This is a genomic window from Streptomyces sp. NPDC045846, assembly GCF_056431605.1.
The window spans coordinates 494,132-513,218 of the sequence record NZ_JBWKKJ010000005.1; the positions used below are offsets into that span (position 1 = coordinate 494,132).

17 protein-coding genes and 2 pseudogenes are annotated in these 19,087 nt (G+C 68.9%); 9 read left to right on the forward strand and 10 right to left on the reverse strand.

Features of this window, described 5'->3' with window-relative positions; translation table 11 throughout:
- Positions 1-347 precede the first annotated feature (347 nt).
- On the reverse strand, positions 348-926 hold the full coding sequence (locus tag AC07F3_RS17195) for a helix-turn-helix domain-containing protein (RefSeq protein ID WP_479114843.1): 579 nt from the start codon (positions 924-926) through the stop codon (positions 348-350).
- Positions 927-1,019: 93 nt separating this feature from the next.
- On the opposite strand from AC07F3_RS17195, the gene AC07F3_RS17200 reads away from it, so the two are divergent.
- Positions 1,020-2,264: a serine hydrolase gene (locus tag AC07F3_RS17200; protein ID WP_479114845.1), complete on the forward strand. Its 1,245-nt coding sequence runs from the start codon at positions 1,020-1,022 to the stop codon at positions 2,262-2,264.
- 225 nt (positions 2,265-2,489) lie between these two features.
- Here AC07F3_RS17200 and AC07F3_RS17205 read toward each other — a convergent pair whose 3' ends face one another.
- Positions 2,490-3,641: a serine hydrolase domain-containing protein gene (locus AC07F3_RS17205; RefSeq protein WP_479114847.1), complete on the reverse strand. Its 1,152-nt coding sequence runs from the start codon at positions 3,639-3,641 to the stop codon at positions 2,490-2,492.
- 623 nt (positions 3,642-4,264) lie between these two features.
- On the opposite strand from AC07F3_RS17205, the gene AC07F3_RS17210 reads away from it, so the two are divergent.
- The 5 genes from AC07F3_RS17210 (at position 4,265) to AC07F3_RS17230 (ending at position 9,059) form a co-directional block, all read left to right on the forward strand.
- Positions 4,265-4,753, forward strand: coding sequence for a hypothetical protein (locus tag AC07F3_RS17210; protein WP_479114848.1), 489 nt, complete (start codon positions 4,265-4,267; stop codon positions 4,751-4,753).
- 403 nt (positions 4,754-5,156) lie between these two features.
- Complete coding sequence (locus tag AC07F3_RS17215; protein ID WP_479114850.1) at positions 5,157-5,780, forward strand: LysE family translocator; 624 nt, start codon at positions 5,157-5,159, stop codon at positions 5,778-5,780.
- Between the two features lie 397 nt (positions 5,781-6,177).
- On the forward strand, positions 6,178-6,873 hold the full coding sequence (locus AC07F3_RS17220) for a TetR/AcrR family transcriptional regulator (protein ID WP_479114852.1): 696 nt from the start codon (positions 6,178-6,180) through the stop codon (positions 6,871-6,873).
- Positions 6,874-7,108: 235 nt separating this feature from the next.
- Complete coding sequence (locus tag AC07F3_RS17225) at positions 7,109-8,251, forward strand: FAD-dependent oxidoreductase (RefSeq protein WP_479114854.1); 1,143 nt, start codon at positions 7,109-7,111, stop codon at positions 8,249-8,251.
- Between the two features lie 70 nt (positions 8,252-8,321).
- Positions 8,322-9,059 (forward strand): alpha/beta fold hydrolase, encoded by a 738-nt coding sequence (locus tag AC07F3_RS17230; RefSeq protein WP_479114856.1) that lies wholly within the window; start codon positions 8,322-8,324, stop codon positions 9,057-9,059.
- Positions 9,060-9,576: 517 nt separating this feature from the next.
- Here the strand turns inward: AC07F3_RS17230 and AC07F3_RS17235 are convergent.
- The 3 genes from AC07F3_RS17235 to AC07F3_RS17245 all read right to left on the reverse strand — a co-directional run bounded on the left by AC07F3_RS17235 (position 9,577) and on the right by AC07F3_RS17245 (position 12,446).
- On the reverse strand, positions 9,577-10,587 hold the full coding sequence (locus tag AC07F3_RS17235; RefSeq protein ID WP_479114858.1) for an aldo/keto reductase: 1,011 nt from the start codon (positions 10,585-10,587) through the stop codon (positions 9,577-9,579).
- Between the two features lie 400 nt (positions 10,588-10,987).
- Positions 10,988-11,584, reverse strand: coding sequence for an NADPH-dependent F420 reductase (locus AC07F3_RS17240; protein WP_479114860.1), 597 nt, complete (start codon positions 11,582-11,584; stop codon positions 10,988-10,990).
- A 43-nt stretch (positions 11,585-11,627) separates the two neighbouring features.
- Entirely contained in the window at positions 11,628-12,446 is an 819-nt protein-coding gene (locus AC07F3_RS17245; RefSeq protein ID WP_479114862.1) for an inositol monophosphatase family protein, read from the reverse strand.
- 138 nt (positions 12,447-12,584) lie between these two features.
- Between AC07F3_RS17245 and AC07F3_RS17250 the strand changes: the two genes are divergently transcribed.
- On the forward strand, positions 12,585-13,493 hold the full coding sequence (locus AC07F3_RS17250) for a LysR family transcriptional regulator (RefSeq protein WP_479114864.1): 909 nt from the start codon (positions 12,585-12,587) through the stop codon (positions 13,491-13,493).
- A gap of 131 nt (positions 13,494-13,624) precedes the next feature.
- Positions 13,625-13,708: pseudogene (locus AC07F3_RS17255) on the forward strand (hypothetical protein); the annotation flags it as partial.
- Between the two features lie 332 nt (positions 13,709-14,040).
- Here AC07F3_RS17255 and AC07F3_RS17260 read toward each other — a convergent pair.
- From AC07F3_RS17260 to AC07F3_RS17270, 3 genes are read right to left on the reverse strand one after another with little or no spacing between them, the layout of a single operon-like run.
- Positions 14,041-14,367, reverse strand: coding sequence for a DUF4288 domain-containing protein (locus tag AC07F3_RS17260; RefSeq protein ID WP_479114866.1), 327 nt, complete (start codon positions 14,365-14,367; stop codon positions 14,041-14,043).
- A 9-nt stretch (positions 14,368-14,376) separates the two neighbouring features.
- Positions 14,377-14,730, reverse strand: a complete 354-nt coding sequence (locus AC07F3_RS17265; RefSeq protein WP_479114868.1) for a hypothetical protein — start codon at positions 14,728-14,730, stop codon at positions 14,377-14,379.
- A 4-nt stretch (positions 14,731-14,734) separates the two neighbouring features.
- A complete protein-coding gene (locus AC07F3_RS17270) occupies positions 14,735-15,196 on the reverse strand; it encodes a hypothetical protein (RefSeq protein ID WP_479114870.1) in 462 nt (153 codons plus the stop codon).
- A 444-nt stretch (positions 15,197-15,640) separates the two neighbouring features.
- Here AC07F3_RS17270 and AC07F3_RS17275 point away from each other — a divergent pair.
- Positions 15,641-15,790 (forward strand): annotated as a pseudogene (locus AC07F3_RS17275) (NUDIX hydrolase); the annotation flags it as partial.
- Positions 15,791-15,917: 127 nt separating this feature from the next.
- Here AC07F3_RS17275 and AC07F3_RS17280 read toward each other — a convergent pair.
- Complete coding sequence (locus AC07F3_RS17280; RefSeq protein WP_479114872.1) at positions 15,918-17,570, reverse strand: FAD-dependent monooxygenase; 1,653 nt, start codon at positions 17,568-17,570, stop codon at positions 15,918-15,920.
- A gap of 352 nt (positions 17,571-17,922) precedes the next feature.
- Positions 17,923-18,894, reverse strand: coding sequence for a hypothetical protein (locus AC07F3_RS17285; RefSeq protein ID WP_479114874.1), 972 nt, complete (start codon positions 18,892-18,894; stop codon positions 17,923-17,925).
- Positions 18,895-19,087 lie beyond the last annotated feature (193 nt).

A 19,087-nucleotide genomic window follows, 5' to 3' on the forward strand; every position in this document is an offset into this window, starting at 1 on the left:
ATCGCACGAGACGGCGACCGCATGGCCGGCCACGCCGGTCATGCGGTCGCCGCGCCCATCGCAGAACTGGCTGAGCGGCGCGGACGGCGACGCCTCCAAGGTGCGTCCGCCGCGCTGTCCAGGGCCCGTTGCCCTGCGGGTCCTGTACTGGATCGGGAGCCGCACCGGCGTGAGAAGTGGCTGCCGTGTGCGCTTCTCCGCGGCTGGCCCGTGCGGCGCCGGGAGCCGCCGCGAACGCGTACCGGCGTTGCGCCGGGGTGAACGTCCGGGAGCCTTGCCAGGCGATTTGCCGCCCAGCCTTGTTGCACGTCCAGTGCGGCTGAGGTGTTGGTGGGGAGGCCGGAGTGCTAGGAGGCAGGAGCGTCCTTCTGCGCGGGTGGTGTGCGGTGCTCCCCGGGCCCGTTGTCCCCGGGGAGGATCATGCGGGCGTAGATGCGGCGGGTGCGGCCCGGGGCGGGCTGGTTGGCGAGGCGGGGCGCGAGCACGCGGGCCAGTTCGCGGCGCAGTTCGGCGAACTCGGCGTCATCCAGCCACATGGCCGCCAGGCTGTAACCGACCTGGTCCCGCAGCAGGTCGACGTCGCCCCGGGCCAGGTAGCGGTCGAAGTCGCCGAGCAGCCCGGCGACGTAGGCCATGAAGGCCTGGCGATGGTCCTCGGCGGTCATGGCCCGGACGTCGTCCAGGCCGAGGCTGGCCGCGCTCATCCGCAGCACATAGGTGCGTTCTACCGTGCCGCGGATGCGGCGTTCGGCCGTGACCGTGAGGACACCGCCGGCGACCAGTCGGCTCACGTGGCGGTAGAGCGTGGTGGGTGCGACATCGGCCAGTTCGTCGCGCAGGTCGTTCGTGGTGAGGGCGCGGTCATTGAGGAATGCCTGCACGATCCGCAGGCGGACCGGGTGTAGCAGCAGGTCGGCTGAGCTCATCCGCAGAGGCTAGCAGTTTGATTCCGGACCCGGTAATGTTTCCAATTGTGGATTCAATGGGGCGGATGCCCCTTGACCGGACGGGGGGAAGCAGTGAGCGAACAGACGACACGGACCACGCAGGTCGGCGCCGCCGAGCAGTTGGGGTGGTTGGCGGCCGCCTCGGCCAGCGCGCCGATACCGGAGGACGAGCTGTGCGCGCATGTGGCGACGGGGTTCCTGAATGCGAGCGGCGGGCCGTCCGGGTTCAACGCCGTCGCGGCCGCGATGGGCCCCTTCGTGGTGACCGCCCTGGTGTCCGCCCGTCCCGACCGAGCCCAGGCATGGGTGAGGGGAGACGGCGGCGACCACCTGCTCACCGTGCGCGTCGACCCGGCCGGTCGGGTCGACGACGTGGTGATGACCAGCGAGCAGGCGGCGCCCGCCTCCTGGGCCGAACTGGACGACCGGCTGGCCGTTCTGCCGGGACGGGTGTCCTTCGCCGCCGCAGAGATCACCCCGCAGGACTGCCGGATCGTGCACGGTCATGGGCCGGACACGCTGCGCCCGATCGGTTCGGCCTTCAAGCTGTACGTGCTGGGCGCGCTCGGGCGTGCCGTCGCCGAGGGCCGGGCGTCCTGGGACGAACGGCTCGCCATCCGCGAGGATGCCAAGAGCCTGCCCTCCTCCGGCCTCCTGCTGGACCGCCCGGCGGGCGACTGGCTCACGCTGGCCGCGTACGCGGACGCCATGATGTCCGCCAGCGACAACACCGCCACCGACCACCTGATCCGGCGGCTCGGCCGGGAGGCCGTGGCCCGGCAGTTCGAGCTGTTCGACCACCAGCGGCCCGCGGTGAACGCACCGTTGCTGACCACCAGGGCGTTCTTCCAGCTCAAGTACGTCCAAGCGCACGTGCAACGGTACCTTTCGGCTCCCGCGCCCGGACGTGCCGCAGTGATCGAGGAGATGGAGCGCCTCCCGCTGCCCGACACGTCACAGCCGTGGACCGAACCGCGTGACATCGACCGCATCGAGTGGTTCGCCTCGCCGGCCGACATCTGCCGCGCCTATGGCGGTCTGTTGCGGCTCGACCAGCCGGAGATCGGCCGCGCCCTCTCCCACACCGACGGCGGCCTGAACCTGGACCTCTCCCTGTTCCCGACCGTGTGGTCCAAGCCGGGCAGCGAGCCCGGCGTACTGACCCTCAGTCACCTCGCCCGCACCCCGGACGGTCGGGCTCTGGCCACCAGCCTGATGGTGTCCGACCCCGACAACGCCCTCGACCTGGCCACGGCGCTCGCCGGTGGCCAGGCCGTCATCCGGGCCGCCTTCCGCCTGCTGGCCCGGCAGCCCTGAGCACGCCCACCGCGACGGCGTCAGGCCTGGCCTGTGGCGACCCGAGGACGCCGATCCCGTCCAGAAAGCAGCAGGCGCAGCGTCGAAGGGAATGGCCCCGCCGTCTTCTGAGTGAGCCTGGTGCCCCGGGCCCGGAGCGGACACGTTTGCCCCGAGCCCGGAGCGGACGCGTTTTGACCGGCGCGGGGAGTTACAAGCATCCAGGTCTGACGCCCAGTTGAAGCGTTACGCCGTGCGGCACAACGCGGTGGAGACCATCTTCATCGCGGCGGCGCCCTCCGCGTCGCTCATGGTCAGGCCGGTGTTGACGGACAGGGTGATTTGCCGCTTGCCGTCCGCCGATGTGAAGCTGAAGGTCTGGTAGCCCACGACCTCTCCCGTGTGCCCGACGACCGGCTGCTCGGACGGGCACGTGGTGCCGTTGCTCTCCAGACCGAGGCCGTACGAGCGGTTGGGCCGCTGCGGGTTCATCGGGTGCATGGTGCGCATCTCCTTCATCAGGCGGTTCGGCAGCAGTCGGCCGTCGAGGAGCGCCTTGAAGAAGGTGTTGAGGTCGTGCGTGGTGGAGATGAGCGTACCGGCGGCCCAGTAGGCGGCGGGGCTGAACTCGGTGAGGTCGGTGGGTGCGGCACCCGGACCCCTGCCGTCGAGCCAGTCGTAACCGTGCAGGTGCCGGCCCGGAATGCTCGGGGAGGTCGGGTAGGACGTGTCCTTGAGGTGCAGGGGCCGCACGATGCGGTGCTCGATCTCGTGCGCGAGCGACTGCCCGGTGACGTGCTCGACGAGCAGTCCGAGGACAACGTAGTTGGTGTTGGAGTACTCCCAAGTCGTGCCCGGCTCGGGACGGTTGGGTATGTCGGCGATGAGCGCGATGAGCTGGCGCGGTGTGTAGGTGGCCTTCTGTGCGTCCCGTATCGGGTCGGGCTTGTGCTGCAGTACATCGATGTAGTTGGCCAGTCCGCTGGTGTGGTTGAGCAGTTGCCGCACGGTGATGTGCGCGCCATTGGGAACCACCCCCGGCAGCTGTCGCTCGATGTTGTCGTCGAGCTTCACCTTGCCGTCGGCCACCAGCTGAAGCACGACGGTGGCGACGAACGTCTTGGTCACACTCCCGGCTCGAAAACGGTCCCCGGCATGGGCGGCGCGCCCGCTGGCCAGATCGGCAGCGCCACTGCTGCCACGCCACACCCCGCGCCCGTCTCTCACCTCGGCGACAGCCCCGGGTATGCCGGCGGCCACGGTGGCGTCGAGGGCCTGCTGGAGAGCGGCGCGGTCGGCACCGGCGTTGGGCGCGGCAGCCGTGGCGGGAGCTGCGGCGGGGACGAGCAGTGCTGCGGCAAGAAGCGCGGAGGCAGCGGTGGCCTTGCGGTGTGACATGGAGGACGACCTCATCTGAGTCGGGCTGGCTTGAAGTTGCTTCAGTGTAGGTCGGTGGGGGAGTGCCGGTGATCGTGAACAGGGGTGAGTATCGCGGCCAGTTCCCCTAAGGGAAACCCCAGGTGACGAGCGGGATGACAGACGTTCTACGGGTGGCTTTCGCGAGCGGACGGACCGAACTACTTCGGCCATGGAGGTGGGAGAAGTCGGGCCGGAGACGGCGGCGACGGGTGCAAGGATGACCACCCTGCCTGGCACACACACCGTCAGGAGTCCCATCCGCCGCGGTCCTGGCCTGCCTACTTGGGGCACAAGACGGCTTTGCTGCTCGCCGACCGTTGGCCCGCACCGCTTTCTCAGGAGTGCGGAGCAGAGTGGTTCGACCCGGGCGGCTGCTGGTCGTGTCGGGAGAACCAACATGTAGGAGCAGAGCCGTCCACGCGCGCGGCGGGCGTACGTGCTGCACGCGCGTACTTCCCTGTGCAGTAAGGCGTTTGAGCCGATGTTCTGCTCGCCTGGTGCCGACGCGAGTAGCGTGCTGATCGCCACACAATCCATGGCGCGGGGGAGGGGTGTATGTGGACTGCGCGCAGCGGGCCCACGCAGGAACGGGAGGTACAGCAGTGACCGACGATGAGGACGCCCGGCAGGTGGCGCGGCTGCGGTACGCGCTCTACGTGGAGACGCTCAGGGAGCGGATGGATCCGGCGAAGTTCAAGCTTCTGATGGAAGTGATGGACCTGTATGTGAAGGCCGGCGGGGGCCGGGTCCGCCTGAGTATGGATCCCGAGGACCGGGAGTTGTTCACCGCAGAGGTGCAGCAGGAGCTCCTTGTGCTCCTCGGCCTGCTCGGTGCGATGACTCCAGGGCACGAGGACCGCGCTGACCACGTCGTCGCGCAGCTCGGCGACGGCGAGCATGCCAAGGGAGCGATGTCGCTGGTGCCGCCGGAGGTCGCCGCGGACCCGGAGAAACTGCGCACGATGCTCGCCGAACTCGATGCGCAGCAGGGGCAGAGCACCGCCGACACGAAGGAGGTGGAGGCGATCGCGAGGGCGAGCGGGATGGAGCCCGGCGATGGTGAAGAGGAGCCCGGGGCGGGGGCCGGGTAGCGAAGAAGGGGCCCTCCTCGCTGCCGCATCACGGTGATGCTGGCGACGCGATGTGGTTGCGCCGGACAGCGGGCCAAGTTATCGACTGGAGTTCCGTGGTCCGCGGAAATCGGCGATCGCCTCGTCCAGACCACGGCCGTCCGGCCGGGCACGATCGGCCTGCGCCCGTACAGCGCCGTCGGCGATCTGCCCCAGGGACTCTCCGGCCGGCTCGACCGCTCCTCTCGACTGTGCGCGGTGGCGCTATGACCGGAGACCGCCCGCTGGATCCGTGCGCTGCGTCCCGACGGTCGATTGGCCACCACCTTTGCCGATATCCGGCTGATCTCGCGTGGATGCTGCTGGCACAGTGGTAGCGGCATGGGCAAACGGCCCTGACTGGTCATCAAAAAGGCGGGCTTTCATGAGTGTTGAGTTTTTTGTCACGGCGTTGATCATTGTGGTCTCACCGGGTACCGGCGCGGTGTATACCGTCGGGACGGGCTTGAGACGCGGGTTCCGGATGTCGGTCGTGGCAGCGTTCGGCTGCACACTGGGAATCGTTCCGCATCTGGCCGCCGCGATAGCGGGTCTCGCTGCCGTCCTCCACACCAGCGCCCTTGCCTTTGAGAGCTTCAAGTGGGCGGGTGTCGGCTATCTGCTCTTCCTCGCCTGGCAGAGCCTGCGGGAGAAGGGGGCCATGACGATCGACATGGAGGGTGGCGACCAGTCGCAGGAGCGTTCGTCGGCGCAGGTCATCTGGACGGCCGTTCTGATCAACTTCCTCAACCCCAAGCTGTCCATGTTCTTCCTGGCGTTCCTGCCTCAGTTCGTCCCGGCCGACACCGCCAACTCTCTCCCGCCCATGCTCGAACTCTCTGCCGTTTTCATGGTCATGACGTTCGCCGTGTTCGTGATCTACGGTGCCTTCGCAGCCCGGGTGCGCGACCACGTCATCTCTCGCCCCAAGGTGCTGGCCTGGATGCGCCGGACCTTCGCCGCGGCCTTCGTCGGCCTGGGACTGCAGCTGTCCCTCGCCAGCCGCTGAACCGCGGCCGCCCAACGCGCCTGCGCCTCCTCGCGTTTCACCGAAACCAGGGGGCGGGGGCCGTCGCGTAGTGGCCGGTTGGCGAGGGTTTGCCCTCGGGGGTTCGTGGTGAGGCATTTGCACCTCGGAGGGCTCGCTCGGTAGGAGGTCGCGGCCGGTGTAATGCGGCGAGCTGACGGACGGCGGAGGCCCTGCCGTGGTGCCGAGGGACGCTGATCTTGCGCAGGTCGACTCACAGACTGACGGGGTTCATCGGCTGTCCGGGCTGAGCGCTGGGGAAGAGTCACGGTGAGCTCCTGCCGCCGGCGTAAGGCAGTTGTCACAGGGAGTGGCTGCGGGCCCGCATCGCGCCCGTTGCGCTAGCTCACACGGCGAACGCGTTCGTTACGATCGGGTAATGAGTGCGAGAAGAGAGCCGATCAGCCGCCGGGAGCGTCCGGCAAAGCCAGCCCTGTCCCGGCGCTGGATCGTGGATACCGCCGTGCGGATCATGCGGGCGGAGGGGCTGGGGAAGGTCACGATGCGCCGCCTGGCGCAGGAGCTGGATACCGGACCGGCGTCACTGTACGTCTACGTCTCCAATACCGCCGAGCTCCACGCGGCCGTTCTGGATTCCCTGCTCGGTGAGGTCGATCTGACCGGGCGGGACGGCGGGGAGGGCTGGCGCGAGCAGCTTCGTGCCGTCATGACTTCGTACACTCAGGTGCTGTTCGAGCATCCGCAGCTGGCTCGGGCGGCGCTCGTCGCCCGGCCGAGCGGCGAGAACTACCTGCGCCTGGTGGAGCGCATCCTCGATCTCCTCTCAGAGAGCGGCGCCGGTCGCGAGCAGGTCGCCTGGGGGGTGGACAAACTGCTTCAGGACGCGACGGCCACCGCTGCCGAGCACTCGACGCGTGATCGCGATCCCGCCTCCGAAGACGACTGGAACGCCACCGTGCGGGCACTGCACGCCGTGGACGCCGCCACGCATCCGGCGATCACCGCGCACATGCCCGCCCTGATCGACGGCTCTGTGTCGGAGAGGATCCGCTGGAGCTTCGACGTCCTCGTCAACGGCCTCATGCACACGCCCGTTCCTGGCGCAGGAGGCTGAATTCCGGGCGGGCTCGCCCGCCCTGCCGACGGGTGCTGCTGGGTTGAACGCAGTTCTCTCGCCACGCGCCGAACGTACCGAACTTGTTCGCAACGAACATGTTCGGTAAGTTCTTGGGTGTGGCCGCGCCCAAGCCTGCCGATCACGCGTACGCCGACCCTCCCCAGGCGCTTGGCGGCGTCGGCGGGGCCAGCTCGGCGGACAGAGGCGTTCCCTACAGCTTTCGGAGGCCCCCATGAACACCAGCCACGTCCCCATCGCGATCGTCGGCGCGGGTCTTGGCGGCCTGACCGCAGCCCGAGTCCTGCACGTCAACGGCATCGAGTCGGCAGTCTTCGAGCTGGAGGCGTCGGCGGCGGTTCGTACGCAGGGCGGGATGCTCGACATCCACGAGAACAACGGGCAGAAGGCTCTGCACGCCGCCGACCTCCACGACAACTTCCTGAAGATCGTCCATGAGGGTGGTCAGGCCATGCGTTTGCTCGACCCCGACGGCACCGTGCACGTGTTCGAGGAGGACGACGGCACCGGCGGCCGGCCGGAGGTGGACCGTGGCGACCTGCGGGACCTGCTGTTGGGCTCCCTCCCCGACGGCACGATCTCTTGGGGACGGAAGGTCACCGGGGCCCGGGCGCTGAGCGACGGGCGCCACGAGGTGACGTTCGCCGACGGCTCGTCCATCACCACCGATCTCCTGATCGGCGCGGACGGCGCCTGGTCCCGGATCCGGCCGCTGGTCTCGGACACCTGGCCCGCCTACACCGGCATCTCTTTCGTCGAGACCGACCTGTTCGACGCCGAGACCCGCCACCCGCGCAGCGCCGCGGTCGTAGGCGACGGGTTCTTCATCGCACTGGGGGACGAACGCGGCGTCTTCGCGCACCGGGAGGGCGATGGAAGCCTCCACGTTTACGCCGCACTCAAGGTCGACGAGGGCTGGCTGGACACGGTCGACTTCACCGACCACGCTGCCGCCAAGGCTGCGGTCCTCGCCCACTTCGAGGACTGGGACGAGCGTCTGCGCGGCCTGGTCGCCGACGCGGAGACGATCACCCCGCGCCGTATTCACGCCCTGCCTGTGAGCCATCGCTGGAACCGCGTGCCGGGTGTGACGCTGCTCGGGGACGCCGCTCACCTGATGTCCCCCTTCGCCGGGGAGGGCGCCAACCTCGCCATGTTCGACGGCGCCGAACTCGCCCTGGCCATCGCCGCACATCGCGGCGACACCGAAGCCGCTCTGACCGCGTACGAGGAGGCCCTCTTCCCGCGCAGCGAGGCGTCCGCCGCCGAGTCCGCCGCCAACCTGGACAGGATGTTCGGCGCGCGGGGCCTGGAGCAAATGGTCGCGCTCTTCACATCCGACCCGGCAGCCCAGTGAGGCCCGCCCCGACGGCCTCCGCTGCCCTAAACACCGAACCCGCCCGCCTCAGCCAAACCTGGAGGAACCCATGACGATGCCCATTGGGCGCATCATCCCGCTACGGCCCGGCCTGGACGTCGAAGTGCGCGAGGTCGGCACGGGCAACAGCCCGGTCCTCGTCCTGCACGGCGGGCCCGGCCCGTCCAGCGTCGAGCCCCTGATCGACCACCTTGCACCGGATCACAGGGTGGTGGCGCCCACCCACCCGGGCTGGGACGGCACCGTACGGCCTGACGATCTGGACTCCGTGCCCGCACTCGCCGCTGCCTACCTGGATCTGCTCGGCCACCTCGGGCTGAACGACGTGACGGTGATCGGCACGTCCTTCGGCGGCTGGGTCGCCACGCAGACCGTCCTGGACGACCAGGAGGGCCGGATCTCCCAGCTCGTCCTCGTGGACGCCGTCGGCCCCGTCATACCCGGCCAGCAGATCACCGTGCCCGCCGGTCCACCCGCTCCGGTGCCGCAGGGCGGACCTTCCGCGCAAGCCATGGCCGCCATGCGCGCCTACTCAGGCCCGGCCATGGCAGACCCCGGCATGCTGCCCCGTCTTTCCACCGTTGCCTGCCCTGTACTGGTGATCTGGGGCGCCGACGACGCAGTCGTCACCCCCGAGTTCGGCCGCGCCTACGCCGCGGGGTTCCCTCACGCGCGATTCGAAGTCATCTCCGGCGCAGGCCACCTGCCCATTCGCGAGAAGCCCGAGACGGTCTTCACCCATCTCGACTCCTTCCTCACCCACGGAGCCTCGGCTACCGGCCAGTGAACCCCCTGCCATCCGGTTCCCCGCCCACGGGAGCACGATGACCAAGTCGGCGACCGTTCTCGGCAGCACCCGCACCGCCCGTGCCGGCGAACGCGTCGCGCAGTGGGTCCTGGAGCAGGCACAAAAGCGCGGCCACGCCGACTACGACCTGATCCGAGCCGGCCAAGGCCGACCCGCCGCAGATCGGCGGACCGTTCGCGCCCGCCCTGGGCCGCCACGCCCACCCCGCTGGTCGACACTGCTCACGACGAGCCCGGCGCCCGCGCAAGCAAGTCGCGCGGACCTCGCCGTGCTCAGCCACAGCTACCAAAGCGCGCCCCGAGACTCCAACCACTGCCACAAGCCCTTCCCGCGTCCCGAGGAGACACCGCAGACCAGAGGCTGAGAAAGGTCCGTGGGGGAGGACAGTCTCGATTTCTGCGCAGGGCGGGATGCCGAGCACGCATCCGCCGCGCGGTCGCCGTCCCGTCCGCCCGCGACGTACTCGCGGAGTGCAACACGGCGACCGCACGCCGGACTACCGGGAGTCCGCCACGGGCTGCGGCTTGTAGAAGGACTCCTCGAGGTAGGCGGCGTGGTGTGGCTGGTAGGGCTCCTCCAGGTAGGCGGCCTCGTCTTCGTCGAGTTCGACGTCCACCGCGGCGACGGCGTCGGCCAGTTGGGCCGGCTTGGTGACTCCGACGATGGGCGAGGTCACCACAGGGTTGCGCATGACCCAGGCCAGGGCGACCTGGGCCGGGGACAGACCCCGCCTGCCCGCGATCTCGTGGACGCGCTCGGCCACGGCCTGGTCCTCGTCGCGGTAAAGGATTTTGCCGCCCGGGTCGGTTGCGGCACGCGCCGTGGCGGTGTCCCGGGCCCGCGTCAGCATGCCCCGCGCCAGCGGGCTCCACGGGATCACGCCGATGCCCTGGTCGGCGCAGAGCGGGAGCATCTCCCGCTCTGCTTCACGGTGGATGAGGTTGTAGTGGTCCTGCATCGACACGAACCGGGTCCAGCCGTTCAGGTCCGCGAGGTAAAGGGCCTTGGCGAACTGCCAGGCGTACATGGAGGAGGCTCCGATGTAGCGGACCTTCCCGGACTTGACCGCGTCGTGCAGCGCCTCGAGGGTTTCCTCGATCGGGGTGTCGTAGTCCCAGCGGTGGATCTGGTACAGGTCGATGTAGTCGGTCCCCAGCCGCTTCAGGGAGGCGTCGAGCTCGGCGAAGATCGCCTTGCGGGACAGCCCGGCACCGTTCGGGCCGGGGCGCATCCGCATCCAGACCTTGGTGGAGAGAACGACCTCCTCGCGCCGGGTGAAGTCCTTGACCGCCTGGCCCACGATCTCCTCGCTGCTTCCGGCGCTGTAACCATTGGCCGTGTCGAGGAAGTTGATGCCGCTCTCAAGGGCCTGCTTGATGATGTCCCGGCTGGCGTCCGCGCCCAGCGACCAGGGCTCGCCGCCCCGGTCCGGCTCGCCGAAGCTCATGCAGCCGAGGGTGATTGCGGAGACTTCCAGCCCGGTCGTTCCGAGTTTGATGTATCGCATGCGTCCGAACCTAGGAGTTGGAGTGCGCTCTAACGCAAGACGTCTCGGTCTGGAATTCAGAGGCGTGGAGCGGGTGTGCCCGGCAAGGGTTCGACCGTCTCTGCCAGACATGCCAGGAACCCAGCGGCAGCGAGTGGCACCCTGTCAATTCTCGGCGAGCGCAGGGGGGTGCTCCTCAGCCTCCCGGACAACAAACCGCCCTTGTGGGTCTGTCGCCATGACCGAGCATCGATTGATCACCAAGAGATGGTGCTGGCCCGGGCGGTGGTATCGCGGCGCACGCGACGATGGCACCCCTGCCCGGGCCGTCTCTTGGATGATTGGTCTGTTGGATCGTCGGAGACCAACTGCCCTGGTCTCGATTTAGTAGGGGTGTCCGCGGCGATGCACTGCACGCCGGTCAGCGGGCGATGGAGATCGCGAAGGGGGTGAATCCGCTGGATCGGATCACGTGCGGGACGAACAGGATCGCGGCCTCCGTGGCGCGGGCGGTTTGGATCCCGCCGAGGTCGGTGATCCACTCCTTGCGCCAGCCAAGGTCGGTGAGCAGTTCACGGACGGTCTGTTTGGCGGTCAGGTCGTCGCCGGACAGGAACGCGGTCGGTGCGTGGGCGAGCGTGGCCGGTGCGGTCATGACCGGGAAGAGCATGGTGTTGAGTGTCTTGACGACGTGCGTGTCCGGGAGGGCGTCTTGGAGTTGCTCCGCGAGGCTTGAGCCGGGGTAGATCAGGTGGGCGGGCAGTCCGTCCGGTCCGTCGAGGGTGGCGTTGGAGACGTCGACGAGGATCTTGTGGCGCAGTTCCTCGCGCAGGTCGGTGAGCCGCTCCAACGAGCCTGCTCCGGGGGTGGCGTTGATGACGATCCGGGCGGTGCGGGCGGCGTCGGTTGCGGCGCCCGGAGCGCGGTCTGCGACGGCCACTGAATGCCCTGCCCGGGTGAGGGCGGTGGCCAGGTTGGCGCCGACGCGGCCGTTTCCGAGAACTGCGATCGTGGTCATGAGGTCTGTGGTCCTTTTCGTGGGTGCGGGGTGTGGTGTCGGGTCAGCGGGAGAGCGTGGTGACGGCCTGGGCGTGGACGCCGGGCGCGGCGGCCAGGAAGCTTTCGCTCTGCGGGGTCCAGGGGCGGCCCTGGGCGTCGGAGATATGTCCGCCGGCCTCGGTGACGAGCAGTGCTCCGGGCAGCAGGTCCGCGCGGGCGCCGGCGAACTGCCAGAAGGCGTCGGTCCGGCCGGCGGCCACGTTCGTCAGGTGCAGGGTCGCGGGCACGGCGGTGCGCACGACGAGCGCGTCAAGAAGCATCGAGGTGATGGAGGAGCCGATGCGCCGCACGACTGTCTCGTCCTCGTCGGGCCGGGCCTGGCTGGTGGCCACGATGCTCAGGCCGAGGTCCGCGGTGGGCGAGACGCGCAGCGGTCGGCCGTCGAGGTGGGCGCCCGCGCCGGTCCGTGCGGTGTAGGTCTCGCCGGTCAGCGGCAGGTGGACGGCGGTGAGCACGGGCTGGTTGTCGCGCACGAGGGTGGCGGTCACCGCCCACTCCGGTAGTGCGTGGAGGTGGTTGACGTTGCCTTCGGCCGGGTCCACGACCCACCATTCGCCGGGCGGCAGCGCCCCGCCGTCCAGTTCGTCTTCCACCCACCCGGCATCCGGACGCAGCAGCGCGAGGTGGGGGCGCAGGATGTCCAGGGCCGCGTTGTCGTTGGCGGCGAGAGCAAGCATCAGCTCTTCGCGGCTCTGATAGCGGACCACCCCGCCGAAGCGCTCCAGCAGCGCGGCGCCAGCCGCCCGCACGACGAGCGCGGTCTGGGTGAGCAGGTCGGCGTCAGAGGCGGCGACGTCAGTGGTCCGAAGCGTTTCCGGCATGGTGAACTCCCTTGTGCGTAGGGGTTGATGAGGCCATTGGGGGCGGATCCGTGCGTTCTGTTCTGCCCTCTGGGTTCGACCGTAGACAGCCTCCTGATTAACAGCAAGTGCATGTAAAGCACGGCTAGGATTACTCACATGCAATTGGATTTGAACCTGCTCGCCGCGCTCGACGCGCTGCTGGAAGAGGGCAGTGTGGCCGGGGCGGCCGCGCGCTTGCATGTCACCGCGTCCGCGATGAGCCGGAGCCTCGGCCGAATCCGGCGCACGACTGGAGACCAGATCCTGGTGCGTACCGGCCGCACGATGACCCCGACGCCGTATGCGATCGCCGTCAGGAAACAGGTCCACGAGCTCCTCCACCAGGTCCAGGGAGTGCTCGCACCGAGTCGTGAGCTCGATCTGACAACGCTGGAGCGCACCTTCACCCTGCGCTGGCATGACTCCCTGGTCGCCTTGAGCGGCCCCGCCCTGCTCTCGGCGGTGCGGGAACAGGCGCCGGGCGTGCGCTTGCGTTTCCTCGCGGAATCGAGCCTGGACACCCCCGAGTTGGCTCGCGGGCAGGTCGACCTGGAGGCGAACGCCAACCACCCGACCGCACCGGACATCCGTGCCGAGAACGTGGGCGAGACCCGCCTCGTCATCGTCGTGCGGCAGGGCCACCCCCTCACCCGCGTCAAGAAGATCACCGCCAAGCGGTACGCCGCCGCCGAGCACGTCACCGTCTCGCGCAAGGGAAACCTCAGCAACGCCGTCGACGACGCCCTGGCACGGCTCGGCCTCACCCGCCGCGTAGTGGCGACCGCGCCCACGGAAGCGGCCGCGCTGGAGTTCGCGCGCGACTCCGATCTCCTGATCTGCGTCCCGGAAGCCACCACGCGCTCAGCGGTCGCCAACCACGGCCTGGCAGTCCTTCCCCTCCCGCTCGAACTGCCGTCGGCACCGATATACCTGTCATGGCATCAGCGCTACGACACCGACCCCGCCCACGCCTGGTTGCGCGAGCTGGCACGAAGCGCGCTGTCCCCAGGGGGAGGGTCGTTGTAGTTCGGCGCCGTCCGGTCACGTCACGCCTACATTCACGCGCCCAGCCAGCCGCCACTGGCCTTCGAGCGCGCGGGGATGGACCCCAGCTCCTGTAACCGCCTTGCTGTCCACCGCATCTGACGTTGCGGCAGTTCGCTCACCTCCACCGGGGCGAGGCCAAGACGGATGCGAAGGACGCGTCCACCATCGCGGAGGCGGCCCGCGCGAAGCCACATCCTGAGGGCGGTCGACCGCGGGGGTGCACAGCCGACAGACCGAGTTGTTGGCCCCGATCAACCCCGCCTGGGACAGCTGTACTTCCACGTCTCGGAGGACGCTCTGACCTCCAACTGCTCCAACGGGGCAACCAGGAGGAGATGGTCCGGGCCGCGCAGTGAGCACGCTGGGACCGCTGCCCCTTGCCCCCTCGCCGTCCGCCATGCGAAGCCTTCTCGGCCGTGATGTTGTGGACATGTGGGGTCACCGAGGCAGCGGCGGTATGCGGTTGCCGTTCCATCGTCAGGGAAGGCGGTCTTCCGCGTGTGCGCCTATCAGTGTCCGAGGCTCGTCAGGGCTGCTCCCCTGAGAGGAGCGGTTCGAAGGAGCGGTAGGCGGTGTAGTTCCTGAAGTGCCGGGCGTAGAGCTCCGAGCCGTCGGTGAGGCGCTCGTCGAGCACTTCGCTGACGTCGACGACGTGCCGCAGTCGCCACGTGATCACCTCGCCGGCTTCGTTCTCGTAACTCGTCTCCAGGCTCTTGCCGTGAGCCTCGGCCTTCTCGCGGGCCTCCACCTCGTCGGCCGCGGTCAGCAGGACGAAGCTCTCCTGGTAGAGCGGAGCGTGATCGTCGGTGTCCGCCGAAGTCTCGCACAGCAGGACTGCGATGTAAGTGGTCATGTTCCCGGGCTATTTCTTGAAGCGGTTGTCGTTCAGGAGCTTCCAGGCGGTGTTGCAGGAGCTCTCCCGGCAGCCCTTGAGATAGCCGAGTGTGTCGCCGTAGTGCTGCCCGGGAAACACCTGCCGGATGGAACCCCGCCGACAGCGGGAGATGAAGTTGGTGGCGATCTCACCCAGGTTCTCGTTCGCCACGCAGGCGTCTCCGAGATAGTGGGCGGGGGCCGGGCGCACGTGGCTGGTGGCCGCCGTCGCGTCCGTGGGGATGCCAGTCACCGCGCTGCCCGCCAGGACAGCGGCCAGCAGGCAGCGGATCACGAGAATCCGTACGGAGCCGCACCCTCCGTCGTGATGGGTGGTGTGCATCGGATCAGCAGCCCGTCATCTTCCCGTAGGCGATCCAGACTTCGCCCTTGTTGTTGAGGCTGACGTTTCCGGACTTGTGGAGCCCGGTGTACTTCCCGCGGTACTTCCGCAGTTCCCCGACAGGCGATTCCAGCGTCACGTAGGGGGAGTCGGGCTTCCAGTCCCCGGAGAACTTCGCGTAGACCTCGTTGGTCCCGTCGGTACCGCTCGCCCAGCAGGCGCGGGAGCCGGAGTAGAGCACGAGGTTGCCGTCGTACTGCATCTCCAGGCGGTAGCCGCCGTTCCGGAGACAGTGACCGGGGATGAGCCTGTCGGTGAAGGACGTGCCGTCATTCCGGCACTGGTCGAGCACGCGGACGCTGTGAGCGGCCTCGGTGGGGGCAGCCGTGGCCTGTCCTGTCACTGCCGCGAGGACTGTCATCAGGTTCACCGCGGCGAGTACGCACACCCGGGAGATGTTCTTCATGCCAGTTGCCTTTCGTGAGCGCCTCTTCACCAGCCATGACAGAGGGTATCGAGAGACGTACGCTCAGTTGTCGAAACTGAGGAACTCTCACCCGTAAGGGCAGTGAGGGGCCGGGAGTACGTCGTCGGCCCAACGTGCTGCCTGGCCACAACCTGACGTCCCACACAGGGCACCTCGGGCCCGCTGCCTTTTCAGGCATGCACCGGCAGCCCACGCACCGTCAACTGGCGCACACCGCAGCGAAGACCGAGCAGCGTGACCACACGGCTTGCGTAACGACCCCGCTGTGGAGTTGGCCGCTGAAGGGATCTCCTCAGCGCGAGGGGATTGACGCTGCGTTAGCCCACCCAACGCACGAACACTCACGATGATCGGCGGCGGTCGCACTCGTCTCCGCGACTGCCCCGGCCATTGGAGAACTGGCCAAGCCGTACCGTCAAGGGCATGACAGCGCAAAACTCGAAGTCCCCCAAACCCAGGGTGCAGTTGGTTATTGGCGTCATCCGCCAAGGTGACGAGATACTGCTCGTGCGAGAGAGGCTCGGCGTCGATGGTGGGATGCTCTGGCCGCTGCCCGGTGGCGGGGTCGAGGACGGCGAGCTCCTGCACGAAGCACTGCGGCGCGAAGTGCAGGAGGAGACCGGGCTGCTGGTGGGCGACCCGCGGCGGACGAACCGGTACCGCGTGAGTACGCGTACTCAGATCAGGCCGCTGCTCATCCTCAAGCGAAGGTCCGGCGCAGGTGTGCCGTCAGGCGGTCGGGGGTGGCCGGGTGGAACCGGCCCGAGAGGTGGCCGTCGGGGCGGATCAGGTAGGCCTCGCCGTCACGCGGGGCGTAGGCGTCCCTGAAGCCGCCGGCCCGGTCCCGGATGACGGGCGGGCGCTGTGCTGGCGGGCCAACCGTGTCGGGGACGTCAGCCGCGAGGACCAGGTAGCTGCCGAGCAGACCGTGGGCCGCGCGGTGAGCCGCGGCGGCGCAGTCCTGCAGCCGGGCCGCGCCTGCGCCCGAGGCGTTCTCCGGCCCCGCGTACAGGAGCAGCGTGTGCCTCGGGCCGCGGAGCAGGTCGAAGAGCCGTTGCGGGTACGCGGCGAGGGCCTGGAGCAGCCCCCGGCAGTCTGGCGCCCGGTCACCCGGCGCGGGTCCGCCCACCGGTGCGCCGCCCGGAGGGAGCGGCTCGACCAGGGGGCTGTCCGGGTAGCCCACCAGCAGCTGCGCCTCACGCAGCAGGAGTGTCTCCACACTCTCGGTGTCGTACCCGGAGCGGGCGTGGCGGACCGTGCGGCCGACGACCTCCTCCCCGACGGGGTGGCGTTCGGCGTGGTAAGAGTCCAGCAGGCTCTCGGCTCCGAGACCACGGACGGTCAGGGCCAGCTTCCAGGCGAGGTTGTAGGCGTCCTGCACCCCGGTGTTCAGGCCCTGCGCGCCCGTGGGCGGATGGATGTGCGCGGCGTCCCCGGCGACGAAGAGACGGCCCTCGCGGTAGCGGTCCACCAGCCGGTGGCTGATCCTGAAAGTGGAGGACCAGCGCAGCGTGGACGCGGTCGTGGGCTGCGGCGACAGCCGGTCGAGCACGGCCTGGATCTGCCGGAGGTCCGGACCGCGGCTGTTGTCGATCCCGTGCGCCACGGTGTCCGCGGAGCCGGCGTCCGCATGCTGATCGACGGTCAGTTCCGGAGGGACCTTCATCGACATCCGGTACCGGCGCTCCCCGGGCAGGGGGATGCACACCAGCAGGTCGTCCACCGCGCCGTTCGCGTCCAGATGCGTCGACCGCACGGCGTAGCCGGCGGGCATCTCCCAGTCCACTTCGACGTCCCCGAGCATGTACTGCTCGGGGAAGGCGTCACCCTCGAAGCTGAGCCCGGCGGCCTTGCGCACCAGGCTGTGCGCGCCGTCGCAGCCCACGAGGTACTGGGCGTGCACGCGCTCGGTCGTGCCGTCCTCGCCGACGAGTTCGGCCTCGACCCGGTCGGGGTGCTGTACCGCCGCCACGAGCCTGGTTCCGCGCTCCACCGCGGTGCCGAAGCGCGCCAGGTGCTCGGCGAGCAGCCGCTCCGTCGTGTACTGGGGAAGTGCGGCGAAGGCGTAGGGAACCTCGCTTGGCAGCCGCAGCTCCATCCGCGACGCGGGCTTTCCGTCGACGAAGCCCAACTGACCGAGCATCGGCACGGCCTCGTCCAGCGCCTCGCGGACCAGGCCCATGGAGTCCCAGACCTCGAGTGTGCGCGGCTGGATTCCGACGGCCTTGGCATAGTGCTGAGGGGTCGGCATGGTGTCGACGATCCGGCATTCGACGCCGTGCCGCCGCAGCTCGGCCGCCGCCGTCAGGCCCACCGGGCCGGCTCCCACCACGAGAACATCGACATCGGCCATGACCGGGCTCCTTGGTCTCCGGCGACCGGCTCCGCGGAGCCGTACATCTTCAGGTTGCGCCCGGACCACCTGCCTCGCCACCCGCGGAAGCACCGCCGCAGTGCACCGTCGGCCTGGAGCCCAGCATGAACCAGCAGCTCATCACCACGATCGAGTCACTGATCACCGCCTCGCCCCGCACCACCCCCTGGGAGCGGCTGGAACGCCTCGTCGGTCCGCATCGGGACCGGGACCACCCTCACCTGAGGAAATGCTGGACCATCCCCCACGAGCGAACGCCCAGTTCGCCGCACCCAGCACAGCTGAGCAGCGACAATTTACTAGCACGGTGGGCTGTCCGCCTAGAACCGATTTATCGTGATGCTCGATCAGGCTCGCCGCTCGCCGGTTTCGTCGGCTCGTCTGCTGTGATTCGCTCCGCGCTCTTGAGACGGTCGCGGAACTTTTTCTCGTAGTTGGCCAACTCGGCGCTGTGGGATTCGATGTATTGCCGGTCATAGGCGATCTCGACCGCGACTGCCACCCCCACCAGGTTGGTGGTTTTTTTGCACTCCAGATCGGCGGCCGCTGTGGCGATCTCCGTGGTGGTGTGGACGTAGGGGGCGGCTGAGGGATGTTGGGGGTCGGCCCGCCACTTGGGATCCGTGTACGCGTCCCAGGGATTGGCGTAGCTATAGCCTCTGGACCTCATGCATGCGGACCACTTCCTGTACGCCTCCGTCAGCCGCGGATCGGTTGGGGGAACCTTTGGTCCGCCCCCAGGCAGTGCGTTGGTCGTGGCTGGAGTGACCGGCGGGCCGTCGATGACATGAACGCTCTGCTGTATACATCCCCCCTGAGGCAGCGGTCTGCCATGGAAGCCGGTGACCGGATGCCCGGCCTCGTCCTGCCCGGTCCGGACCGTCAACTCGGCAGCGGGGAGCGGGTGCTGGGGGTCATGAGCCGAAGCCGCAGCTGCGATAACGGTGTCGTATCCCTTGTCGCGTGCAGCACCGGGGTCGAAGAACCCGTAGAGAGGCGATCGTGCTCTAATCTGCCGTGCGAAGTCGTCCAGACCTCGGAGCGGCGCCGGCGGCCTGGGCGTAAGGCCATAGCTGCGTATGCATTGGGCCAGGGCGGCGTCCTCGGCGTGGAAGAGCGTCTCGGCCTGCGCGACGGTCGGCGTGTATGCATCGATCGGCCGGGTGATCTGGTCGACCGATGTAATCGTCGGGGCCGGGCCCAGTGGGGGCGGGGCAGCGGGGGCCATATCCGGGTGGCCGCAACCTGCGAGGGTACTCAGAGCGACCATCGCCAGAAGCCCGTGGCGGAACGCGTTCGCCATGATGTGACCTCGCGGATGGGAGAGGTGGTTCGGACAGGTGCCGAGGAACCGCGGTGGGGGGGGGGGGGGGGGGGGGCCCCCCCCCCCCCCCCCCCTCTTTTTTTTTTTTCCCCCCCCCCCCCCCCCCCCCCCCCCTTCGGCGAGTGTTCCTTCGGTCACCTAAGTCCGGGGCCACTCCCCACCAAAAGACCCG

Bases quoted from the DNA above. Each gene is read 5' to 3' on its own strand.
- AC07F3_RS17195 (WP_479114843.1), bottom strand. From the start codon at position 926: ATGAGCTCAGCCGACCTGCTGCTACACCCGGTCCGCCTGCGGATCGTG.
- AC07F3_RS17205 (WP_479114847.1), bottom strand. From the start codon at position 3,641: ATGTCACACCGCAAGGCCACCGCTGCCTCCGCGCTTCTTGCCGCAGCA.
- AC07F3_RS17215 (WP_479114850.1), top strand. From the start codon at position 5,157: ATGAGTGTTGAGTTTTTTGTCACGGCGTTGATCATTGTGGTCTCACCG.
- AC07F3_RS17220 (WP_479114852.1), top strand. From the start codon at position 6,178: ATGAGTGCGAGAAGAGAGCCGATCAGCCGCCGGGAGCGTCCGGCAAAG.
- AC07F3_RS17225 (WP_479114854.1), top strand. From the start codon at position 7,109: ATGAACACCAGCCACGTCCCCATCGCGATCGTCGGCGCGGGTCTTGGC.
- AC07F3_RS17230 (WP_479114856.1), top strand. From the start codon at position 8,322: ATGACGATGCCCATTGGGCGCATCATCCCGCTACGGCCCGGCCTGGAC.
- AC07F3_RS17235 (WP_479114858.1), bottom strand. From the start codon at position 10,587: ATGCGATACATCAAACTCGGAACGACCGGGCTGGAAGTCTCCGCAATC.
- AC07F3_RS17240 (WP_479114860.1), bottom strand. From the start codon at position 11,584: ATGACCACGATCGCAGTTCTCGGAAACGGCCGCGTCGGCGCCAACCTG.
- AC07F3_RS17245 (WP_479114862.1), bottom strand. From the start codon at position 12,446: ATGCCGGAAACGCTTCGGACCACTGACGTCGCCGCCTCTGACGCCGAC.
- AC07F3_RS17250 (WP_479114864.1), top strand. From the start codon at position 12,585: ATGCAATTGGATTTGAACCTGCTCGCCGCGCTCGACGCGCTGCTGGAA.
- AC07F3_RS17260 (WP_479114866.1), bottom strand. From the start codon at position 14,367: ATGACCACTTACATCGCAGTCCTGCTGTGCGAGACTTCGGCGGACACC.
- AC07F3_RS17265 (WP_479114868.1), bottom strand. From the start codon at position 14,730: ATGCACACCACCCATCACGACGGAGGGTGCGGCTCCGTACGGATTCTC.
- AC07F3_RS17270 (WP_479114870.1), bottom strand. From the start codon at position 15,196: ATGAAGAACATCTCCCGGGTGTGCGTACTCGCCGCGGTGAACCTGATG.
- AC07F3_RS17280 (WP_479114872.1), bottom strand. From the start codon at position 17,570: ATGGCCGATGTCGATGTTCTCGTGGTGGGAGCCGGCCCGGTGGGCCTG.
- AC07F3_RS17285 (WP_479114874.1), bottom strand. From the start codon at position 18,894: ATGGCGAACGCGTTCCGCCACGGGCTTCTGGCGATGGTCGCTCTGAGT.